The sequence below is a fragment of the Novosphingobium sp. Chol11 genome, from assembly GCF_900218065.1.
GTDB classification, from domain to species: Bacteria; Pseudomonadota; Alphaproteobacteria; order Sphingomonadales; family Sphingomonadaceae; genus Sphingobium; species Sphingobium agri.
Genome location: NZ_OBMU01000002.1, coordinates 243,006 through 264,206 on the forward strand (window position 1 = coordinate 243,006; position 21,201 = coordinate 264,206).

14 protein-coding genes are annotated in these 21,201 nt (G+C 58.9%); 10 read left to right on the forward strand and 4 right to left on the reverse strand.

Annotated features, from left to right (window positions below; all coding sequences use genetic code 11):
• Positions 1-104 precede the first annotated feature (104 nt).
• Entirely contained in the window at positions 105-1,826 is a 1,722-nt protein-coding gene (locus NCHOL11_RS13765) for an FAD-binding protein (RefSeq protein WP_097093128.1), read from the forward strand.
• Positions 1,827-2,160: 334 nt separating this feature from the next.
• Here NCHOL11_RS13765 and NCHOL11_RS13770 read toward each other — a convergent pair whose 3' ends face one another.
• Together NCHOL11_RS13770 and NCHOL11_RS13775 are read right to left on the reverse strand one after the other, a co-directional pair.
• Positions 2,161-3,564 (reverse strand): sugar porter family MFS transporter, encoded by a 1,404-nt coding sequence (locus NCHOL11_RS13770; RefSeq protein ID WP_217991086.1) that lies wholly within the window; start codon positions 3,562-3,564, stop codon positions 2,161-2,163.
• A gap of 64 nt (positions 3,565-3,628) precedes the next feature.
• The gene (locus tag NCHOL11_RS13775; RefSeq protein ID WP_097093130.1) at positions 3,629-4,675 is read right to left on the reverse strand and encodes a LacI family DNA-binding transcriptional regulator; all 1,047 of its coding nucleotides are present in this window, start codon (positions 4,673-4,675) and stop codon (positions 3,629-3,631) included.
• 107 nt (positions 4,676-4,782) lie between these two features.
• Between NCHOL11_RS13775 and xylB the strand changes: the two genes are divergently transcribed.
• The 7 genes from xylB (at position 4,783) to NCHOL11_RS13810 (ending at position 16,063) form a co-directional block, all read left to right on the forward strand.
• Positions 4,783-6,258, forward strand: a complete 1,476-nt coding sequence (gene xylB, locus NCHOL11_RS13780; RefSeq protein ID WP_097093131.1) for a xylulokinase — start codon at positions 4,783-4,785, stop codon at positions 6,256-6,258.
• Positions 6,236-7,549, forward strand: a complete 1,314-nt coding sequence (gene xylA / locus NCHOL11_RS13785; RefSeq protein WP_097093132.1) for a xylose isomerase — start codon at positions 6,236-6,238, stop codon at positions 7,547-7,549. The genes xylB and xylA overlap by 23 nt, the downstream gene beginning before the upstream one ends.
• Complete coding sequence (locus tag NCHOL11_RS13790; RefSeq protein WP_097093133.1) at positions 7,549-8,406, forward strand: aldose 1-epimerase; 858 nt, start codon at positions 7,549-7,551, stop codon at positions 8,404-8,406. The genes xylA and NCHOL11_RS13790 overlap by 1 nt, the downstream gene beginning before the upstream one ends.
• 414 nt (positions 8,407-8,820) lie before the next feature.
• Positions 8,821-11,169, forward strand: coding sequence for a TonB-dependent receptor (locus NCHOL11_RS13795; RefSeq protein ID WP_097093134.1), 2,349 nt, complete (start codon positions 8,821-8,823; stop codon positions 11,167-11,169).
• Positions 11,170-11,421: 252 nt separating this feature from the next.
• Entirely contained in the window at positions 11,422-13,719 is a 2,298-nt protein-coding gene (locus NCHOL11_RS13800; RefSeq protein ID WP_247232659.1) for a glycoside hydrolase family 3 N-terminal domain-containing protein, read from the forward strand.
• A gap of 95 nt (positions 13,720-13,814) precedes the next feature.
• A complete protein-coding gene (locus NCHOL11_RS13805; RefSeq protein WP_217991087.1) occupies positions 13,815-15,290 on the forward strand; it encodes a GH39 family glycosyl hydrolase in 1,476 nt (491 codons plus the stop codon).
• 89 nt (positions 15,291-15,379) lie between these two features.
• The gene (locus NCHOL11_RS13810) at positions 15,380-16,063 is read left to right on the forward strand and encodes a TetR/AcrR family transcriptional regulator (protein ID WP_176502281.1); all 684 of its coding nucleotides are present in this window, start codon (positions 15,380-15,382) and stop codon (positions 16,061-16,063) included.
• Between the two features lie 61 nt (positions 16,064-16,124).
• On the opposite strand, the gene NCHOL11_RS13815 is transcribed toward NCHOL11_RS13810, so the two are convergent.
• Positions 16,125-16,409, reverse strand: a complete 285-nt coding sequence (locus tag NCHOL11_RS13815; protein WP_097093137.1) for a hypothetical protein — start codon at positions 16,407-16,409, stop codon at positions 16,125-16,127.
• 132 nt (positions 16,410-16,541) lie between these two features.
• On the opposite strand from NCHOL11_RS13815, the gene NCHOL11_RS13820 reads away from it, so the two are divergent.
• Positions 16,542-17,480 (forward strand): ThuA domain-containing protein, encoded by a 939-nt coding sequence (locus NCHOL11_RS13820; RefSeq protein WP_097093138.1) that lies wholly within the window; start codon positions 16,542-16,544, stop codon positions 17,478-17,480.
• Between the two features lie 45 nt (positions 17,481-17,525).
• Complete coding sequence (locus NCHOL11_RS13825) at positions 17,526-19,784, forward strand: glycoside hydrolase family 3 N-terminal domain-containing protein (RefSeq protein ID WP_097093139.1); 2,259 nt, start codon at positions 17,526-17,528, stop codon at positions 19,782-19,784.
• Between the two features lie 924 nt (positions 19,785-20,708).
• Here NCHOL11_RS13825 and NCHOL11_RS13835 read toward each other — a convergent pair.
• On the reverse strand, positions 20,709-21,201 hold a 493-nt coding region (locus NCHOL11_RS13835; protein ID WP_176502282.1), incomplete at its 5' end, for an SDR family oxidoreductase.

Sequence of the window (21,201 nt, forward strand, 5' to 3'; positions counted from 1 at the left end):
CCGTTCTTCTGGATAGGTGCGGCTTAGGTCATTTAACTGCGCACGCCAATTGAAATGTACATTGATGTCCATTTATAGCGTGCCGCAGACTCAGGAGACAATTTATGACCAGCCCGCACAGCGAACCTCGTCCTGGCGACCCTCATTGGTATAGCGAGGTGCAAGCGCCGCTCATGATCGAGGATGCTGACGCGTTCGCTTGGGATGGCGCAGGAGACGTGGTCATCGTTGGCTATGGCGGCGCTGGCGTTGCAGCAGCGCTCCAGGCGCGGGAGGAGGGGCTTTCCGTGATCGCCATCGACCGTGCCGACGGGGGAGGGGCGACGCGCATCAACGGAGGCATTTTTTACGGAGGCGGCGGCACCCCTGCGCAGCTCGAAGCTGGCGTCGAGGACAGCGTAGAGGACATGTTCAACTATCTTCGCTTGGAAACCCAAGGGGTTGTCAGCGACGACACGCTGCGGCGTTTCTGCCAGGAAAGCGCGGAAACGGCAGGCTGGCTCGCCGGGCACGGTGTCCGCTTTGAAGGGCGGGTCTACAAAAAGAAGACCAGCTATCCCCACACCGACTATTCCCTCTATCATTCCGACAACAGCCTTGCGCCCAACTACAAGGCCGTGGCGAAACCTGCCGCGAGAGGCCATCGCGCGCTGGTCGATAAACTGGATGCGCCTATGGGCTACGGTAAGGGCCTTTATGACCCGTTGAGGGAATCGGCGCAGCGCGCCGGCGTCAAATCCCTGTCTTCGACAAGGGTCAAACAGCTCGTCATGGATGGCGATGGACGCGTGGTGGGCGTGGTCGCGGTTCAGGTGGAGCGCGATACGGCAGAAGGAAAGCGTTATGACGCACTGATGCGCCGCGCAACCGCGATGGTGCTTCGCCTGCCGCCGTCCATGCCTGGGGCTGCTATCATCGCTCGCCTGGCTTCACGCCTGTTCAGCAAGGCCCAGGAAGTGGAGCGGCAGGCGGGCGCGACGCGCATGATCCGTGCACGTCGGGGCGTATGCCTCGCGGCGGGCGGCTTCATTTTCAACCGGCAGATGGTCGCGCATTATGCGCCAAAATATTTGAAAGGCATGCCGCTTGGTACGCCAGGGGATGATGGCAGCGGTATTCGCTTGGGTCAAAGCGCGGGGGGCGTTGTCTCGCGCCTGAACCATGTCAGTGCTTGGCGTTTCATCAATCCGCCCATGGCCTGGGCGCAAGGCATGATCGTCAACCGACAAGGCCGGCGATATGTCAATGAGATGCTCTATGGCGCATCGATCGGCATGCCGATGGTCGAGGATCATCAGGGCGTGTGCTGGATCATCCTTGACGATGAAGGCTATCGGAGGGCGAAGCTCCAGTCGAAAAGCAAGTCAATATTACCCTTTCAACGTTACCCTGCGCTGGCCGCCATGCTTTTGGGATCGAAAAAGGCGGGCTCGGTCAAAAGCCTCGCCGAAAAGTGCGGGATCGCGCCGGACGGACTTGAGGCGGCGGTGGCGGATTATAATCAGCTTGCGGAAAATGGCGCCCGCGATCCATTCGGCAAGGCATCGGAGGACATCGCCCCGATCGTGAAAGCGCCTTTTCACGCCATCAACATGTCTATCGACGCGAAATTGGGATTTCTGCCTGTCCTGACGCTCGGAGGCCTGCGAGTGCAGGAGGAAAGTGGTGCGGTCTTGGACCAAGCGGGTGAGCCCATTCGCGGACTTTACGCGGCCGGCAGGAATGCAGTCGGCATATGCTCCAACATCTATGTGAGCGGCTTGTCCGTTGCCGATTGTATCTTCTCCGGACGGCGCGCTGCGCGGTCCCTGGCAACGCTCAACTGAGCAGCCGGTCGGTCATACAGATCAGAGCCGGCAGATAATGATCCTATTGCGTTTACTTAACTGCTGAATCCTGTATGCTTGGGATCGGTCGATTAGTCGGCCCACTGTCTGCATGATATGTACCTCGCAGGATGAGACCCTCTCGCTGCGTAGGTGCTGCGCCCTGGGTCGAGCTGCACGGCGGCCCAGGTCGTATTGCCAACGGTCGTCGCGCCAGGCCCACGACCGAAGTGTAAATCTACAATCGAGCATATTTGTCAGCAGATCGTGTGATAGGCTGTGGTGGTGGCGCCCGTCATCAACAGGGGCGCCACCCGCAGGCCTCGGAAAGCCGCTAACCCTGCATAGCTTCGAGTTCCAGTCCCTTTGTTTCCCGAACCGTCATCAGAACGAACAGCAGCGACAGCAGGGCAAAGGCAGTGTACGCGCCATAGGTGACGGGCAAGCCGATATTCTTCGCCAGCCAGGGGAAGCTTGAACTTACGAGGAAGTTTGCGAGCCACTGTGCCGCGCCTGCCACCGCAAGCGCAGAACCTCGCATCTGGTTCGGGAACATTTCCCCGAGCATGACCCACATTACGGGGCCCCAGCTGAGGTTGAAGAATATGACATAGATGTTGGCGGCGAGGAGGGCGACAAGGCCGAGCCCCTCAGGCAGCCGGAGCACCCCGTCGATAATCGTCGCATTACTGAAGCACCATGCCAATGTTCCAAGCGTCACCGTCATGCCCGCAGAGCCGATCAGAAGCAGCGGGCGACGCCCGATCCGGTCGATGAGCAGGATCGAGATCAGGCAGGCCAAGATCGATACGGCGCCCGAAAGGGTGTTGATCTTCAGCGCGTCGCTCTCTGTAAAGCCCACCGCCTGCCACAACACCGCGCCATAGTAGAAGACGACGTTGATGCCGACGAGCTGCTGAAACACGGCAAGGCCAATGCCAACCCAGACAATCTTCCGCCAACCGCCGCCGGGCTTACGAATATCTGCAAGACTCGGTTGGTGGTCATGGGAAAGCGACGCGCCGATCTCATCCATCTTGGCAGCCGCCGCTTGGGGGCCGATAAGGCGATCAAGCACCAGCCTTGCTTGTTGCAGCCGTCCCTTGGCAATCAGGAACCGCGGACTTTCCGGAATGCCGAACAAGGCGACCAGGAACAAAAGGGCGGGGAGCGCCTGAACCCAGAACATCCATCGCCATGCTGGCTGTCCGGCCCATGCGGTGCCAAGTGACGACCCAGCTATGTCTGCGAGATAGTAGTTAGCGAGAAATGCGCCCGTCAGCCCCGATATGATCATCACTTGCTGGATGCTCGACAGCCTTCCACGAATATGTGCGGGAGTCACCTCACTGATATAGGCGGGTGAAAGGACACTCGCCGCGCCGACCGCCATTCCGGCGAAAAACCGGGCAATTCCCAGGACCGTTGCGCTGAATGCGCCCCCGGACGCAGCCGCGCTGATGATGAAAAGGATCGCTGCCACAATCATGACGGAGCGGCGCCCCCAAATATCGGCGAAACGGCCGGCGAGGAAAGCGCCCAAAGCGCACCCTGGAAGCAGGGCGCTGACGGTCAGCCCGAGTTGGGCCTCGTTGAGGCCAAATGTGTGCCGAAGCCCTTCCTGCGTGCCGTTGATGGCCCCCGAATCATATCCAAACATGAATCCGCCGATCGTCGCTACGGCGACTATTCGGCTGATCAGCGCCAGATTGACGCGCCCATGCGCAGCCCCATGCATAGCTGAACCCCTCCTGATTGTGAGCGCTACCATGGCGAACTTGGCGGTGCCGTCAAGTCTCTCCCTATAGCGCTGCGTCAGATCCTCGTATGACAAGCTCGAAATCCAGTCTGACATGCTCTGGCTGAGCGCTTGCGAGAGGTCGTTTGGACCGGACAGCGCGAGCAAGCAGGTCGATGGCGAGGCTCGCCATCGCCGAAATCGGTTGCCGCACCGTGGTTAGCTCGGGCCAAATGGTCGTGGCGATTGCTGTATCGTCAAATCCGCAAACCGTGAGGTCACGCGGTACGTCCAATCCGCGTTGATGCGCGGCGCTGATGATACCAGCCGCCATATCGTCATTCGCAGCGAAAATCGCGCTGGGCGGTGATGGCTGGTCGAGCAGGGATAACGCGGCTATCAGACCGCCGCGATAGGTAAAATTGCCCTGTGCGATCAGTTCCTCTTCCGGCGCGATACCCGCCAGAAGCAAAGCGCGTTCATAGCCTTTCCGTCGCAGGTGGCTGGCGGTCTGGTTGGGGTCGCCTGCAGCAAATCCTATCCGGCGGTGACCGCGGGCAAGAATATGCTGTGTCATAGCGAAAGCAGCTTCCTCATCATCTATCAGGACGGCGTGAGAGGAAGGCGCCGGCTGTCCTGAGGCCACTTGAGCCACGGCGAGGCCGCTTTTCTGGAGGGCGCCCAGCAATTCGCCGTCATTGCAAAGTGGTGGCGGCAACAGGACCGCGTCGATGCGCTGAGCAGCCAGCCGGGCAGCAAGGCTCGCGGGCGGTTCCTCTGGATCATGCTCATCGACGATCAGTTCGGCTTCATTCTCCCGTGCTGAATGGAGGCTGCCGAGGAGAAATTCGCTTAAATAGGCCGCGCTGGGATTGCGGTAGAGTAGGACGATGCGGCATTGCTTCCCACCAGCAAGGGAGCGGGCTGCTGCGTTTGGCACATAGCCGATGGCTGATATCGTTTCTTCGACCTTCTTGCGGGTCGTCTCCCTCACGCGCTGATCGCGGTTGATGACCCGGGAAACCGTCATCGGGGACACTCCAGCAACCCGCGCCACATCGGCAACGGTCGGCCCTTCGGTTCTCCTGCGCAAATTTTTTCTAGCGGCCATGGTCTGTTCCCCTTGGTCTTACCGACTATTCGGCCAGAGACGGTTGAGCAAGCCTCTTGCGCAATACCTCATGGTAGCGCTACCTAAAGGCGGGAGGATGGAGCTGGATGTATCTCGGCATAGATATCGGAACGTCAGGGGTTAAGGCGGTCATCGTTGCGGAGAGCGGAGCGGTCATGGCTGCCGGAACCGCCCCGTTAGGCGTTTGCCGCCCGTTCCCGGGTTGGTCAGAGCAGGATCCCGATCATTGGTGGCAGGCGACCGAGGCCGCGGTTCTTGCGCTTCCTGAAGATCTCCGGGCGCGGGTGCTAGGGGTGGGCCTTGCTGGGCAGATGCACGGCGCCACCCTGCTAGGCGCAGATCATCGTCCGCTGAGGCCAGCCATCCTTTGGAATGATGGTCGTAGTTCAGACGCATGCCGCCAACTTGAGCAACGGGTTCCTGAATCGCGTTCCATCACAGGCAATCTTGCCATGCCTGGGTTCACCGCACCCAAATTACTGTGGGTGACGGAGCATGAACCTGAGATCTTCGAACGCGTCGAGAAGATTTTGCTGCCCAAGGATTATGTGCGCCTTTGCATGACCGGCGACATGGCGTCTGATCTGTCCGATAGCGCCGGAACATTGTGGCTGGATGTGGCGGTGCGGGACTGGAGCGAGGTCATGCTTGGAGCCACCGGTCTTTCGAGAACTCACATGCCTCCGCTGTTCGAGGGCAATGCCGTTACGGGCGTGTTGCGGCACGAGGTCGCGGCGCAGTGGGGCATGGCGAGGGTGTCGGTGGCTGCTGGCGGCGGTGATAATGCTGCGGGCGCTGTCGGCATTGGTGTCGTCAATGAAGGCGATGCGCTGCTGTCGCTCGGCACCTCTGGCGTTATCTTCGTGGCCACTGGGGCTTTTCGCCCCAACCCTGAACGTGCGGTACACGCCTTTTGCCACTGCCTTCCCGATATGTGGCACCAGATGAGCGTGCATCTGTCTGCGGCCTCCTGCATCGAATGGGGGGTCAAGGCAACCGGAGCCGATGACCCGGCCGGATTCTTTGCCCTTGCCGAAGCGGGAGGCGCGGGAGGGGGGCCTGAGATATTCCTTCCCTATCTTTCCGGCGAGCGCACGCCACATAATGATCCACATGTTCGTGCCGCTGTGCTGGGTATCGACAATGAAACGGACCGAGGGCGTATCGCAGCGGCTGTCCTGGAAGGCGTCGCATTCGCTCATGCAGATGGCATCGCTGTGCTGCGCGACGCCGGAACGGAAATCCAACAGCTTTCGGTGATCGGCGGGGGCGCGCGATCCCGATATTGGGGCACGATCATCGCCGCTGCACTGAATGTGCGCCTTGCTTACCTGGAGGGCGGGGAGGTGGGCCCCGCACTCGGCGCTGCGAAGCTCGCCCTCATGGCTGTGACCGGAGCCAGCGCGGCTGAAGCCTGTGTCCGTCCCCCCATTTCTCACATCATAGAGCCCGACGCCGCGCTAGCCGATCGCCTTGCGCCGCGGCTCGCCCGTTTTCGGGCCGCCTATTCCGCCGTTCAATCACTTCAAGGAGAAATCCGTGACCGCCAGCTATTTCGCTGAATTCCCGACCATCGCCTACGAGGGGCCGGAGAGTTATAATGACCTCGCCTATCGCTGGTACGACAAGGACAAGGTCATCCTGGGCAAGCGCATGGAAGAGCATCTGCGCTTTGCGGTCTGCTTCTGGCACAGCTTCTGCTGGCCAGGCAGCGATGTGTTCGGCGCCGGCACCTTCCGTCGCCCCTGGCATGCAGGCGCAAACGATACGGCGGCGGCTCGTGCCAAACGGGAGGCTGCGCTGTCCTTCGTCGAGAAGCTGGACGTGCCCTTCTACTGCTTCCACGACGTCGACGTCATGGCCGATGCCGACACCATCGGTGCGTTCCGCAAGAGCTTTGCCGAGGCGGTTGATCATCTGGAGGAGTTGCAGGACAGACATGGCCGCAAGCTGCTGTGGGGGACGGCCAACCTGTTCAGCCACCCGCGCTACATGGCGGGTGCTGCAACCAATCCCGATCCGGAAGTCTATGCGTGGGCTGCGAGTCAGGTTCGTGATGCCCTTGACGCGACGCACCGGTTGGGCGGGGCAAATTATGTGCTGTGGGGCGGCCGCGAAGGCTATGACACGATCCTCAATACTGAAATTGGAATCGAGCAGGAGAATTTCGGCCGCTTCCTCAACCTCGTCGTCGATCACAAGCACCGGATCGGCTTCAAGGGCACGATCCTGATCGAGCCGAAGCCGCATGAACCGACCAAGCACCAATATGACTTTGATACCCAGACTGTTTACGGCTTCCTGAAGCGCTTCGGCCTGGAAAACGAGGTGCGCGTAAACATCGAGGCGAACCACGCCACTCTGTCGGGCCACACGTTCGAGCATGAGATCGCCATGGCGAGGGCGCTGGGCATATTTGGATCGATCGATGCTAATCGCGGCGATCATCAGAATGGTTGGGATACCGACCAGTTCCCCAACTCGGTCGAGGAGTTGACGCTGGCCATGTTGGAAATCATCCGTGCAGGCGGCTTCAGTGACGGGGGCTTTAATTTCGACGCGAAGGTCCGGCGACAGAGCGTAGATGCGATTGATCTGTTCCATGGTCATATCGGCGGGATCGACACGGTTGCGCATGCGCTCGTAAAGGCAGCCGCAATCATCGAGGATGGACGCGTCGACGCATTCCGTGCTGAGCGCTATGCGGCATGGCAGGGCGAACTCGGTCAGCATATCCGGTCGAGCGAGGGAACGCTGGGTTCGATCGCCGATCTCGCGGTTGGGCGCGATCTTGCGCCGCAGCCGCGTTCCGGTCGCCAGGAGTGGCTGGAGAACATGGTGAATCGCTTCTGATGGAACTGACTGCAGGCGAATATCGGCTGCTGCTGGCGCCGGAACGAGGTGGTTCGATCCTGGCGTTTGATTGGCAGGGCGAAGCGTTGTTTCGCCCTGTCTGCGGCCCGTCCATATTGGATGTTGCTTGCTTTCCGCTCGTGCCATTTTCCAACCGGATAGCCTTTGGCCGCTTTCAAGCGCATGGGATGGACGTACAACTCGCTCCGAACTTCCCCGGTTCTGATGATCCTCATACGCTGCATGGTTATGGTTGGCTATCACCTTGGACTGTCCAGTCTTACGGCCCCTGCGTGGCAACTATCGGTCATCACCATCGAGCCGACGGTTGGCCTTGGAGCTATTATGCCGAGCAGCGGTTCGAACTTGCTGAGGATGGATTGACCATCGCTTTGTCGGTGACCAATCTAAGTGATAGTTTGATGCCGGCAGGCTTGGGAATTCATCCCTATCTTCCACGCGTGCCTGACGCTGTCTACCGTGGGTACCATCGCGGGGAATGGCAGAATAACGAGGACTGTCTTCCGCAAAGACTCGATGAAAGGGATTATGCAATCGACTGGTGGCAGGGCGGTGCTGTTGCGCAACGCGAGGTTGATACTGTTTACACCAATCGTCATGGACCGATCTCGATCCTTTGGCCTTCTCGTGATTTGTCACTTCAAATCAACCCCAACGAGGCGCTGCCCCATACGGTGGTTTATACTCCAAAAGACCAGAATTTTTTCTGTATCGAGCCGGTCAGTCACTCAACAAATGCCTTGAATTCTATATCGTCCAGCATGCGATGGCTGGATCTCTACGAGATATTTGAAGTGAGCACTTCATTCAGCGCTGCCAGGCTTAAGAAGCTTTAACCGGTTATCTACGTCATTGGCCGCGGCTGGCGTGAACGGATGTCTGACCGCACGCGTTTTGATTGATCCCGCGCGCGCTTCAGATGCAAATCAGGAAAATGTTTCCATAGCAGTTTACTTTTCGATTTGCTTGGGTAGACTTTACCGGTCGCGCACGGAAAGGGGGAATCATGCAGGAACCGACCACGACGCTTTTACGCACAAGATAGCGCTACCAAACGCGTGCTTTACAGGCCGAGGCTTCGTCTGCGGGTCTGATCTGCGTCTCTGTTCAGGGCAACTGTGCGGTTTCAAAGGTCGTGCGCGACAACCGGAGATAGGCAAACGATCAACACTTGTTGAGTTGGCGATCGTTTCCGGAGGCTCTGATTTATTATTGAAAACCAGTGTTATAATTTCAGATGGGAGAGGATAATGCAAAAGCATTCACGCAATTTAAACTTGTTACTCCTTGTGACTAGTTCTGCTTTTGGTCTGTCGGCGCCAGTTGCAGCCCAGACTGCGACCGGAAATGTTTCATCGGGCACCAATCAGTCGAGCACTGAAATTATCGTCACGGCTACTCGCCGGGCGCAAGCGCTGCAGGATGTTCCAATGAGCATCAACGTCGCCACTGGCGAACAGATTGAGCGGTTGAAGATCTTCGACGTCAAAGACGTGCAGCAGCTTGCTCCGGGGCTTGAATTGCGGAACGACAATGGCCGCGCCAATTCAGCAACGCTTCGAGGTGTGACGTTCGATCCCGACCAGGGCACCGGTCCCGCGGTTGACCTCTATTTCAATGAAGTGCCTATCGACGCGCAAACAGCGTTCACCGCAATCTACGATATTGACCAGATCGAAGTGCTGCGCGGCCCTCAGGGCGCGCTGCGTGGCCGTACAGCGCCGTCGGGCGCGATCACCCTGCGCACCCGCCGTCCCAACCTGAATACGATTGAAGGATATATTCAGGGCACGGCGACGGAAGACGCTGGCTACAACGTCCAGGGCGGCGTGTCACTGCCGCTCGTGACCGACAAGGTTGCGATCCGTGCTGCCGTCCTTGTGGATGGCAATCGCCTGAACCAGGTCCGCAACATCACCCGCGGCGACCGTTCACGCAGCCGTACCGAAAGCGCTCGCCTGTCGGTGGCTTTGCAGCCGACCGAGGGCTTCGACATCAACGTGATGTATCAGTACCTTAACGCTGATAACCGCCTTTACACGCAGGTCTTTGGTCCCGGCAACGCAGCCATCGGCAATCCGCCGATCGGGCTGGATGATCGGTTCAGCCTGTCCGAAGGCCGCAGGCGCTACCTCAACAACACGCACCTCGTCACGCTGGACGCCAAATATGACCTGGGTCCGGTTACGCTCGCATTTGTTGGCGGCCATCAGGAAACCAAGCTGACGCAATATAGCGAGAATGATCCTGGCAACGCCATTGCCAACTATGCGCCGACCCAGCTCACGCGGACGCCCTATAATGTTGATACGGCTGAACTCCGCCTGATGTCCAACAATGAAGGCTTCTTCAATTGGACTGCCAGCGTCTTCCACACGCATCAGACCGGCGATGTGACCGTCGAAAATCCGCTCGATTATATCGTCGGCTTCCCTGGTGTCCCTGCTCCGGTCGCAATCGTTCCGGTGACGGGCTTCATCAATGTTCCGGTCAAATCCAAGACCTGGGCGTTCGCTGGCAGCGTGCGGTTGAAGCCGACCGATGAACTGACGTTCGAAGCGGCAGGCCGTTACACGATGTCCAACGGTCAGCAGTTCGCGACGATCACAATTCCGGGTGCGGGCACCTTCCCCATCGTGGATTATAAGTCCAAGGAACGTCCCTTCACCGGCATGGCATCTTTGACCTATGAGGTCAGCCGCGATCTTACCGTCTATGCATCCTATGGCCGGGCGTTCCGCGGATCGACTGCTGGCGTCGGCATCCCGCAGAATGTCAGTGAGGATTTGGCGATCAGCAAGCCGGAACATTCGGACAATTTCGAAGTGGGCTTCAAGTCCGCTTTCCTCGACCGGCGTCTGTCGCTTGACGTGTCGGCCTTCTATCAGAAGTTCGATAACTTCATTTCGCGCTTCACCAGCATTGCGACCGATCAGGGTTCGCAGATCTTCCCTGGCTTCTTCTTTGGCCCGCCTGATGGCGACGTCGATACGACCGCCGACTACAACTATAATGGTAAAGCGACGGTGAAGGGCATCGAAGCAACTTTGGCAGGCCGCCCAACGGACAATTGGGACTTCTCGGTCAGCATGTCCTACATCAAGGGTCGTTATAAGAATGCCCTGCTGCCTTGCACGACGATCGATCCTGCCACTGGCCAGCCAGTCGTCATCCCGAACCCGGCCTTTGGCGGTGTCAACAATGTCAGCTTCTGCAGTCGCAATTCGCGGCTGGCCGATATTCCTGACTTCAGCTTGACGGCAAATACCGAAGTGCGCTTCGGCTCCGGTCCGATGCAACCCTTCGTCCGGGCGCTGTTCACCTACCGCCCGAGCGTCTATTCCGACCGCCAGCAGTTCCGCTATCCTTCGCGTGAACTGGTCAATCTCTTCGTCGGTCTGCGTGGCGAAGAAAGTAAGTGGGAAGTCTCGGCGTTCGTCCGCAACCTCTTGAACCAGAACCGGATCACGAACATCAGCATCAACAACAGCACGTTCGAAGCGAGCAATGATCCGAGCGTCATCTACGACTCGGGCTACCGCACCGTGAACGTAACCAACCCGCGGGAATTTGGTCTTTCCGGGACTTTTAAATTCTGAGCCTCTCCACCTCCCGCCAGCCTTTGGTTGGCGGGATATTTTTTCTGGTGGAGCATCCTTGCCGTACCATGCGAAATGCAACGTACGTGTTTACTTCTCATTCCGTCGGTTATAAGGTGCGGAGAGCGGTCCTCGACTACAGGGCACGGGATCGGCGGTACATTCCGACGGAGAATTATCTTGGCTGATAGGCTCGCAATTACGCGGCGTATGTTCATTGCCTCTACTGCTCTAGCGACGCCGGTAGCCGCGATGGCTAGCGGTGTGGACAGGGCAGTGTATCGCGATCCTAAGGCTCGGATCGAAGATCGCGTCCGCGATCTGCTGAGCCGGATGACCCTGGAGGAGAAGGCCGCACAGATGCGGTCGATGGCGTACACCAAGTCGTTGTTCCTCGACGGAGACAATTTCTCACCAGAAAAGGCGAAGCAGGTTTTCGTCAGCGGCATCGGGCAGATCGGCAACCCGAGCGATACAAACGGTACGGCCAGGTCGGCCAAGGACGCCTATCGCACCGTGGGGGAAACGATTGACTTGGTGAACGCCATCCAGCGGCACCTTGTCGAAAATACCCGTCTCGGCATCCCAGCCCTGTTCCATGAGGAAACCGCTCATGGCCTGAAGGCGCGAGACGCGACTATCTTTCCGATTCCCTTGGGCCTTGGCAGCACCTGGGATCCGGCGCTGGTCCAGCAGGCGTACGAACTGGCGGCGCGAGAGGCCCGCCTGCGGGGCGCTACCGTCGCGCTCAGTCCGGTTCTGGACCTTGCCCGCGATCCGCGCTTCGGCCGGGTCGAGGAATTCTTCAGCGAAGATCCCTATCTGGTCAGCCGGATGGGCATCGCCTCAGTGCGTGGGCAGCAGGGGCAGCGACCCTTGGCGGCGGACAAGGTGTTCGTGACGCTCAAACACTTCATTCACGGCGCACCCGAGAGCGGGCTCAATATCGGTCCAGCTGACATGAGCGAGCGGACGCTGCGCGAGAATTTCCTCGTACCCTTCGCGCAGGTAATCAAAAACGCCGACCCTGCCGTGATCATGCCTTCGTACAACGAGCTTGGGGGCGTTCCCTCCCACGCCAACTACGAGCTTCTGCAACGTACCGGACGCGAGCGGCTTGGCTTTCGCGGGGCGTATTTTAGCGATTATGGCGGGGTCACCAATTTGATCACGCATCATCAAATGGCGGCGAATGACGATGATGCCGCCGTGCTGGCGGTTCATGCAGGCATCGATGCCGAAATGCCGGACGGTCAAGCCTATGCACGGTTGCCCGAGCTGGTGCGCGCTGGCCGGATCCCCGAAGCCAGCATCGACGCCGCGGTATCCCGCATTTTGGCGCTCAAGTTCGAGGCTGGTCTGTTTGAGAATCCCTATCTGAACAAATCCCTCGCCCTGCGTCAGGTCAATGCGCCCGCCAGCAAGGCGATTGCACGCAAGGTCGCGCAGAAGTCTCTGGTGCTGCTGAAAAATGACGGTTTGCTGCCGATTGATCCGGCCAAGCCGCGCAAGATCGCAGTCATCGGACCGAACGCGGTTGAGCCATTGTTTGGCGGCTATTCATCCGTGAACGCGCAGGCGGTGGGGATATTGGCGGGCGTGAAAGCGGCTGCCGGGCGAGCGATCTCCATCGAGCATGCCGAAGGTGTCCAGATCGTCAAACCCGACCCCACGGGTCAGCATCTGCCCGCCCGCGCCGCGCGCTACGCCGATCCGGCGGAGAATGCGACGCGCATAGCCCAGGCTGTGGAGGTCGCGAAACGGTCAGATGTCATCCTGTTGGTCGTCGGCGACGTGCCGGAAATCACCCGCGAGGCGATCCATGCTGGAGCGCCGGGCGATCGTAACAGCCTGAACCTGTTCGGCGATCAGGACGCGCTGGTGGATGCGATGATCGCGACAGGCAAGCCGATTGTTGCCTTGCTGATCAACGGGCGTCCGCTCACGGTTAGTCGCCTGGCCGAAAAGGCCAATGCTCTGGTGGAGGGCTGGTATCTCGGCCAGGAGGGAGGGAACGCCTTTGCCGATATGCTTTTCGGCAAGGTCAATCCGGGTGGCAAACTGCCGATCACCTTTCCCCGGTCGGTTGGCGACCTGCCAGTGTTCTACAACAAGCATTCTTCAGCCAAGATTGGCCAGCGCTATGTAGAAGCCAAGCCGACGCCGCTTTTTCCTTTCGGTTATGGCCTGAGTTACACGACGTTCGAGATGACCGCGCCGCGCCTCGCGAAGGCCACCATTGCGGTCGGCGAAACAGCAATCGTGGAGGTGGACGTCACAAATACGGGACAAAGGCCAGGCGATGAAGTGGTCCAGCTCTATGTCCGCGATGATGTAAGTTCCGTGCCGCGACCGGTACTGGAGTTGCGCGGATTTGAACGGGTGACCTTGAAGCCAGGTGAAAAGCGCACTGTGCAGTTCCGCCTTGATACCGACAGCCTGGCATTCTGGAACATCGACATGAACTATGTCGTGGAACCGGGCACTTTCACGATTCACGCCGGTCCGAACTCGGTCGATCTGAAGTCGGTGAAGCTTACGGTTGCCTGACCAGCGACATTAGCAAAGGTGGCGCGCGCCGACCGCGCACAGGAGTGAAGATGATGTGGGATCGCCGCGAAATAATTGGTGCCGGAGCAGCAGTCTTGGCTTCTTCTGCTCTTACTAAGCCGTCTTTTGGCCAGACCGATACCGAGCATGTGGAGATCGATCTTCGCCACGAGACGGGCGCGCTGGATCATATCTGGTCGCGTTGCGCGGGATCGGATCGGGCCTCCGCCACGATGCGGGAAAGTTGGCGGCATGATCTGGAGCGGTTCAGGGTCGAAACGGGCCTGGAACGCGTGCGGTTTCACGGCATATTCAACGATGATCTTGGCGTCTGGCCCGGAGGGATGAACGGCAAGGATCCAAATTTCCAGAATGTCGATGAAGTCTATGACGGCGTTCTGGCGAGGGGAGTGCAGCCTTTCGTTGAGTTGAGCTTCATGCCCAAGAAGCTCGCCAGCGGGAACACAAAGCTGAATTTCACCTACAACGCCAATATCACTCCGCCAGCGTCGCCGCAGGCATGGGGCGATTTTATCGGCGTTTTCGTGCGCCACCTGATCGATCGCTATGGTCTGGGCACAGTACGCCAGTGGTATTTCGAGGTTTGGAACGAGCCCAACTTGAGCTGGTTCTTCAGCGGTACGCAAGCGGACTATTTCGCTATGTACAAGGCCGCGGCGCGCGCGATCAAGGCGGTAGACCCCAAGTTGCGCGTGGGCGGCCCCTCCACCGCGGCGGCACAATGGATGCCGGAGTTTCTCGGCTTTTGCGCTCAGGAAAATCTGCCCGTCGATTTTGTTTCGACGCATATCTATGCGGGCGATGACCAGAAGGAACTGTTTGGCGAGGCGAATAAAATTCCTCACAAGGATGTGATCCCCGCAGCCATGGCCAAGGTACGGAGCCAGATCGACGCGACGCTATACAAGGGCGCGGAACTGTGGCTATCGGAATGGTCGTCCGACAGTCCCGCGATGATCGCCCATGTCATCAGCAATTGCCTGCCTTACTGCCACGCCATGTCGCAATGGTGCATCAGCAATGTGTTCGAAGAGATCAACTTCCCCAATTTCATCCTGAAGGAAGGCGACGGCGGCTGGGGCATGATCGCCCAGCGCGGCATCCCGCGCCCGTCCTTCAACACCTACAAGCTGCTGCACCGGCTGGGTCAGCGCAGGCTGGCGACCACCGGACCGGCTCTTGCGAGCAAGATCAGGAACGGCGCAGCTGCACTGATATGGAATCTTGCCGAAGTGAAGCAGCCTTCCGGGATACCGGGCATGAGCAACGAGCGGATCGTCACGGGCGAACGCAAGAAGATTAAGGTCAAGCTGAAGGGCGCTTCTCCAGGAAAGAGCGTGCGGGTCAGCTATGTCGATCAGGAGCGGGGTTCGCCTCTCCCGAAGTGGCGAGAATTGGGGTCGCCGCAATATCCCAGAAAGGATCAAATCGATCAGATCCGCCGGGCTGCCGAACTCGCGCCGCCGGAAACGCGGCGCCTGGATAAAGAGGGCGTCTTGACGCTGGACCTGCCGCCTGAAGGCGTCGCATTGGTTGAAATGTTTGAATGAATAGCGGCCTAAATTCGCTTTTGTGGGCGTCTTGTGGTGCAGGCGATAACTTCATAAGTGAGACTGCCTAACGAAGACGGGACATCTGGGTGAAGGAATCGAAGAAGCGCGGTTCGCCGGTTGACGCAAAGCCTAAACCTCAAGCCACGCGGGTTAGGCGCATGGGACGCCCGCCAACCAAGAAAGCGGGCGAGATAGAGGAAGCTATTCTGTCAGCGGCGAAGGAAATGTTCCTGTCGCTCGGCTATGAAGCAACCTCGATGGAAGCGGTGGCGCAGGCGGCCGGTGTTTCCAAACGAACATTGTACATCCGTCATTCGACCAAGGAAGCGTTGATAAAGTCTGTAGTGGAAGATCGCATCCGCACCTGGTCTAACGAAGCAAGTGCCCGCAACAGCGAGGTGCCCGAGACATTTCCCGAAAGCCTGAAGCGGCACGCCCAGACCTTTGTCCACATGCTTGCCAACCCTGAAGTTCGGCAATTTGATCGGCTGATCTTGACGACGGCCCATCGCTTCCCCGAGATCGCTGAATCTTTCTACAACCTCGGCTACAATTACGAGCTCGGCTTCCTCACGAACGAAATCATCATAGGGACGCAGAACGATGCTGTGCCTCCTAAGGAGCCCAAGCGCGTAGCGCTGCAGTTGTTGAGTATGATCCAGGGGTGGCGCAGGACCGAGGAAACGGTGCGCGAGATCAGCACTGAAGAAGCGGCGGAATTCGCGTCTCAGGCGGTGGACGTGCTGTTGCGTGGTAGGGACAGTTGGTAAAGTATTGGCCTGGTTGACACGATTGGCCGGAGCATATGACAGCCGGCCAATCGCGCGAGGCTTACTTGGCCTTCAGTTTGGCGAGGTCGGCGTCGACATCGGCAAGTACCTTGTCCGTGATCTGATCCGGCGAATATTGCTGAATATCCTTCAACGTCATCGAACGAGCCATATCGACCTGATCATTCGTGGTCATGCCGGGAACGTGCTTTTCCAAAACAGCCTTTGCAGCGGGATCGTCAAGCAGGGCGCCGATTTCCGTCGTCGAGCTTGAATAAGCTGCCTGAGCAAAAGCGGGCAGGGGTGCCATCGCGACTACCGCGGCGACCAAGATCAATTTCTTCATTTTTCTCTCTCCATCATGAGTGGCAAACTATTTAGCAGGATGTTGGTTTAATGCAACGAACCTGTTTACTTCTCCCGTGATAAAGCGCTATGCCTTGCCCGTTGCTGAACAACGTTGAGTAGGGGTGAGGTGATGAAGGCGGTCGCGAAGCGGAAGGTGTTCCGGGTCCTTGGCGTGCTCGCCGTGATTTTGATCCTCGTTCTGGTGGGCCTGTCATTGATGTTCATGACCGCCGTAGGGCCGGGTAATTTTGGTCGGTTGGTCCTGGGCATTGGCAGCAGCTACGATAAGACGCCGCCGCAAATCTCCGCTAAGCTTGCCGACCCTGCTATTCTCATTTTTTCCAAGACCAATGGATTTCGCGACGACGCGCAGATAGTTGCGGCGAATCGTGCGCTGGAGGAGATTGCCCGTCAGCGTGGCTGGGGCAGCTATGCGACCGAGAATGCCGCCATATTCAACCCGGACCAGCTTGCCCGTTTCAAGGCTGTGATATGGAACAGCGTGAGCGGCGACGTCCTGACCTCGGAGCAACGTGCCGCCTTCCGCAAATGGATGGAGAAGGGCGGGGGCTTTGTCGGGCTGCACGGTGCGGGCGGCGATCCGCAATATGCCTGGCGCTGGTATGTCGATGACCTGATCGGGGCCCAGTTCATTGGTCATATCATGGACCCGCAATTCCAGATGGCTACGCTCGATGTCGAAGATCGGAACCATCCCGCTACCCGTCATCTGGGCCCGACATGGCGCCGGACGGACGAATGGTATTCCTTTGCGACGAACCCTCGCGACAAGGGCTACCACATTCTCGCGACGATCGATGAGGGAACTTACCGCCCCGAAGAAAAACTGCTACCTTTCACCAAGCCGAAGGACATCCGCATGGGTGCCGATCATCCGATGGTTTGGACGCATTGCGTGAAGGATGGACGCGCATTTTATTCCGCGCTGGGACACGCGGCCTCCACATATCGGGAACCGCAGCATCGTGAAATGATCGCTGGAGCGATCAGCTGGGCCGCCGGGCTTCAAGGGCCGGGTTGCGCCAACGGCAAAGAAATAACCTCATAATCAGCGGTCTGAAGACCCCTCTCTTTTTACTGGAGTTGCCTGAAAATGTTGCGCCAGCCCAATGTCAGCCGCAGATCTGTCCTGATCAGCTCCGCCTGCCTTTTCGCATGGCAGGCCTCGGGAATCCCCGCTGCGATGGCCGCTGCCCGCCGTCCGCTTTCCAGCCGGGTCAAGTCGCTGATCGCTCAGATGACAATCGAAGAAAAGGCGGGGCAGCTGACGCTTATGCCCACGCCTTGGACATCAGCAGCAGCAGCAAAGATCAATCCGGAAGCGGCCTTGCGCAACGTCGAGAATTTAACGGACGACGCGCAGGCCGGGCGGGTCGGCGGCGTGTTCAACGGTTTCGGGGTCGAGGCGCATCGCAAGCTTCAGACCGCAGCGATGAAGGGCCGCCTTGGCATTCCCATGATCTTCGCGGGCGATGTGATCCACGGTTACCGCACGGTTTTCCCGGTGCCGCTCGGGGAAGCGGCAAGCTTTGACCCGGACCTCGCCGAGCGCACCGCCCGTGCGGCTGCCGAAGAAATGGCGGCAACCGGTTTCGACTGGGTCTTTGCGCCGATGGTGGACATAGGCCGGGACGCACGCTGGGGCCGTACGGTCGAAGGGGCGGGCGAGGATGTGCTGCTGTCGAGCGACATGGCTCGTGCGCGGACCCGCGGATTCCAGGGCCGCTCTCTTGCCGACGACGCTTCAGTTGCCGCCTGCATGAAGCATTTTGTGGCTTATGGGGCTGCGGAAAGCGGGCTGGACTATAACACGGCGGACATTTCGGAACGCACGCTGCGCGAAGTCTATCTGCCACCGTTCCAGGCCGCTGTGGATGCAGGTTGCGCCACCGTTATGGCCGCCTTCGAGGATATCGCTGGTCGTCCAATCCATGGCGGCCGTGAGTTCCTGACCGACATATTGCGCGGTGAGATGGGCTTCGATGGGCTGGTCGTCGGCGACTATAATGGCGATGTTGAAATCGCCGCGCGGGGCCTTGCAGCCGACGCAAGGGACGCCGCGCGGATCGCCATCATGGCAGGGCTCGACATGAGCATGGCCAGCGGCATCTACCGCGATCATCTGCCTTCGTTGGTGCAGGCTGGCGAAGTGCCGATGGAGCGGGTGGATGAGGCGGTCGGCCGCGTCCTCGCGCTCAAGGAAAGGCTCGGTCTGTTTGAGGATCCTTTCCGCCGCATGGACCTGAAGCGGCAAAAGGCGCGCATGCGCACCAAGCCGGCGCTCTCGCTCGCACGCGAGGCGGCCCAACGTTCTATCGTCATGCTGAAGAATGACGGCGACCTTTTGCCTTTGCCGCGCGAGGGCAAGCGGATCGCCATCATCGGCCCCTTTGCGGAGGGACCCAGCAATCTGCACGGGCCTTGGACGCTCTTTGCTGACAATAAGGAAGCGGTCGATCTTGCCAGTGCCGTGCGAGCGGCGGTCAGTGACGCTTCGCTGATCAGCGTGGTGAAAGGTAGCGAGATTACAGCGCCGATCGAGGGCGGCATCGATGCAGCCGTGGCAGCCGCGCGATCAGCGGATATCGTTATCCTTGCCGTGGGCGAACGCGAAGCGATGTCGGGCGAGGCGGCCTCGCGCGACTTGATCGTGGTTCCCGCCCCGCAGCAGGCCCTGGCAGAGGCGGTAGCCGCTGTCGGAAAGCCGATGATCGTCGCCTTGCGAAACGGCCGCGCACTCGCGCTGGAAGGCGCGATCCTTAATGCACCGGCGATCCTCGTCACCTGGTTCCTGGGTTCGGAAATGGGCAATGCCGTGGCCGATATCCTGTTCGGCGCCACAGGTCCGTCGGGGCGCCTTCCAGTGAGCTTCCCGATTTCAGCAGGGCAGGTGCCTTATTATTACGCGCATCGCCGGCCCGGGCGTCCGGCCAACGCGCGATATATCACATCTAGATATGACGCTCGTTTCCCTTTCGGCCATGGCCTGACCTACGGGGAAATTAGCTATGCCGATCTTGTCACGTCCTCCAAGCAGATCCCGAAAGACGGCAGCTTGCGCGTGACCGTGACGATCAAGAATGAGGGGAAATACGCTGCGAGGGAATTGGTGCAGCTATATGTCCAGGACGTCGTTGCAAGCGTCACCCAGCCTGTCCGGGAGCTGAAGGCATATAAGCATGTCGATCTGCCGCCAAAACGATCGCAGCAGGTCACATTTGACCTGGCTGCGGCTGATCTCGCCTTCCTTGGTGTGGATCTGAAGCCCGTCGTCGAGACCGGAAAGTTCAAGCTGTGGGTCGCGCCTTCCGCCGAAGCTGCCGGCCTTGCCGAAGAATTCGAGGTCTCATGATCTCGCAATGGTAACACGCTATTAGCGTGCGAACTGCTGGTAGTCAGCTGACGAGCCGCGATTCGGTAACCAGGCGTTCGCGGATGACCCCATTGAAGGATCAACTTCTTCCGATTCCTGTTTAATTGAGCATGTTGACGAAGTGTCCGTCGATCGAATCCGATTTCCACATTTTCGCCGAGCGGCCCCTTGCGAGCAGGTCGGTCTCGACGAACACCCGGCACCCGAAGCGGCCGTAGCAATGTCGCGTAGCATCGTGAAACACGGGCGATGCATTCATATCTCGGCATCTGCGGTGAAGTAGGAAAACGGGAACTGAATGTGTTCGCCAAGACGTGTTCAATCAACATAGCATGACCTCGATCTCGCGCGATAAGCTGTCGCTTTCGGCCCAAGATCGATCGGATCTGGCAGACGACGTCCGCTCCCCTCAACAGCACTCGCGTATCGCGTGATAATACGTTGCCACACACGGCTCGAGGCCTGTTCAAGCGTAGCTGCGGGTATCCGGTTGAGCTTTTGCTACCGAGCCGTCTTAGAATATTTAATCGTTCTTCAGATGGGCAGTGGTCCGAGCCTCAAGGCTTGGGCGATGCACGATGATCGCAATCTGCAATTCGTGAATGCAATCCGGTACTATCCTCGATGGTTGCGGCATGATGCTGCCCTTCTTGGTCAGCGCAACCCGCGCCGCCTTCTGCTTGAACGCTTCACTCTCGACGGTCTCTTTGAACGAGGCTGAAGCTCTCAAGTGACCGGCACAAAACGGTTTAAAGTCCAGGCCATTTTACTCTTGCAGAACAGAGCCATTCACAGAACAAGGTCCGACGTGAAAAAATCTGCGTATGAAACTCGTACAAGCGCCCTCGCGGCGGCAATTTGATGATCATTGTTACCGCAGCCAACTGCGCAGGCGAGGCTGCCCTACGTTGCCTGATCGTCCGTGCGATATTCGCTCGCTATGACGCTATCGTAATCAGAAATTTCGTAAATTGCGAAGAAATCAGGGGCATTAAGCATCTCCCCGTTAGCAAACCTGGCGGCATTTGGGCTCGTGCATAGCCAAGCAATCGTGTTCGCGGTCTCCTCCGGGCGGCGCGGCGGGTGACCACCGCCGATGGCCCGAACCGCGTCATCTCCCCAGCGAGCTTGCATACTGTCAGTGAGTGTGAACTGCGGTTCCACAAGAAAGGCAAGAATCCCCTCACTCGCATACTCAAGGTTGATGAATGCCGGAACTCGATTCAGTGCCGCCTTTGCGGCGCTGTAAAGCAATCCCTCGCCGGGCGTCGGCTCGGCCACGGCCGCGCCACTGGAGACAAAAACCACACGACCCCCGCCGGGCGGCATTAAGGTGATCGCTTTGCGACTTATATAAATCTGATTTATAAGGCTACCGGCAAAGTTATCCTCGGCT

Coding starts and splice junctions, on each gene's coding strand:
- NCHOL11_RS13820 (WP_097093138.1), top strand. CDS start 16,542: ATGAAGGCGGTCGCGAAGCGGAAGGTGTTCCGGGTCCTTGGCGTGCTC.
- NCHOL11_RS13770 (WP_217991086.1), bottom strand. CDS start 3,564: ATGCATGGGGCTGCGCATGGGCGCGTCAATCTGGCGCTGATCAGCCGA.
- NCHOL11_RS13765 (WP_097093128.1), top strand. CDS start 105: ATGACCAGCCCGCACAGCGAACCTCGTCCTGGCGACCCTCATTGGTAT.
- NCHOL11_RS13795 (WP_097093134.1), top strand. CDS start 8,821: ATGCAAAAGCATTCACGCAATTTAAACTTGTTACTCCTTGTGACTAGT.
- NCHOL11_RS13775 (WP_097093130.1), bottom strand. CDS start 4,675: ATGGCCGCTAGAAAAAATTTGCGCAGGAGAACCGAAGGGCCGACCGTT.
- NCHOL11_RS13815 (WP_097093137.1), bottom strand. CDS start 16,409: ATGAAGAAATTGATCTTGGTCGCCGCGGTAGTCGCGATGGCACCCCTG.
- NCHOL11_RS13800 (WP_247232659.1), top strand. CDS start 11,422: ATGGCTAGCGGTGTGGACAGGGCAGTGTATCGCGATCCTAAGGCTCGG.
- NCHOL11_RS13825 (WP_097093139.1), top strand. CDS start 17,526: ATGTTGCGCCAGCCCAATGTCAGCCGCAGATCTGTCCTGATCAGCTCC.
- NCHOL11_RS13790 (WP_097093133.1), top strand. CDS start 7,549: ATGGAACTGACTGCAGGCGAATATCGGCTGCTGCTGGCGCCGGAACGA.
- xylB (WP_097093131.1), top strand. CDS start 4,783: ATGTATCTCGGCATAGATATCGGAACGTCAGGGGTTAAGGCGGTCATC.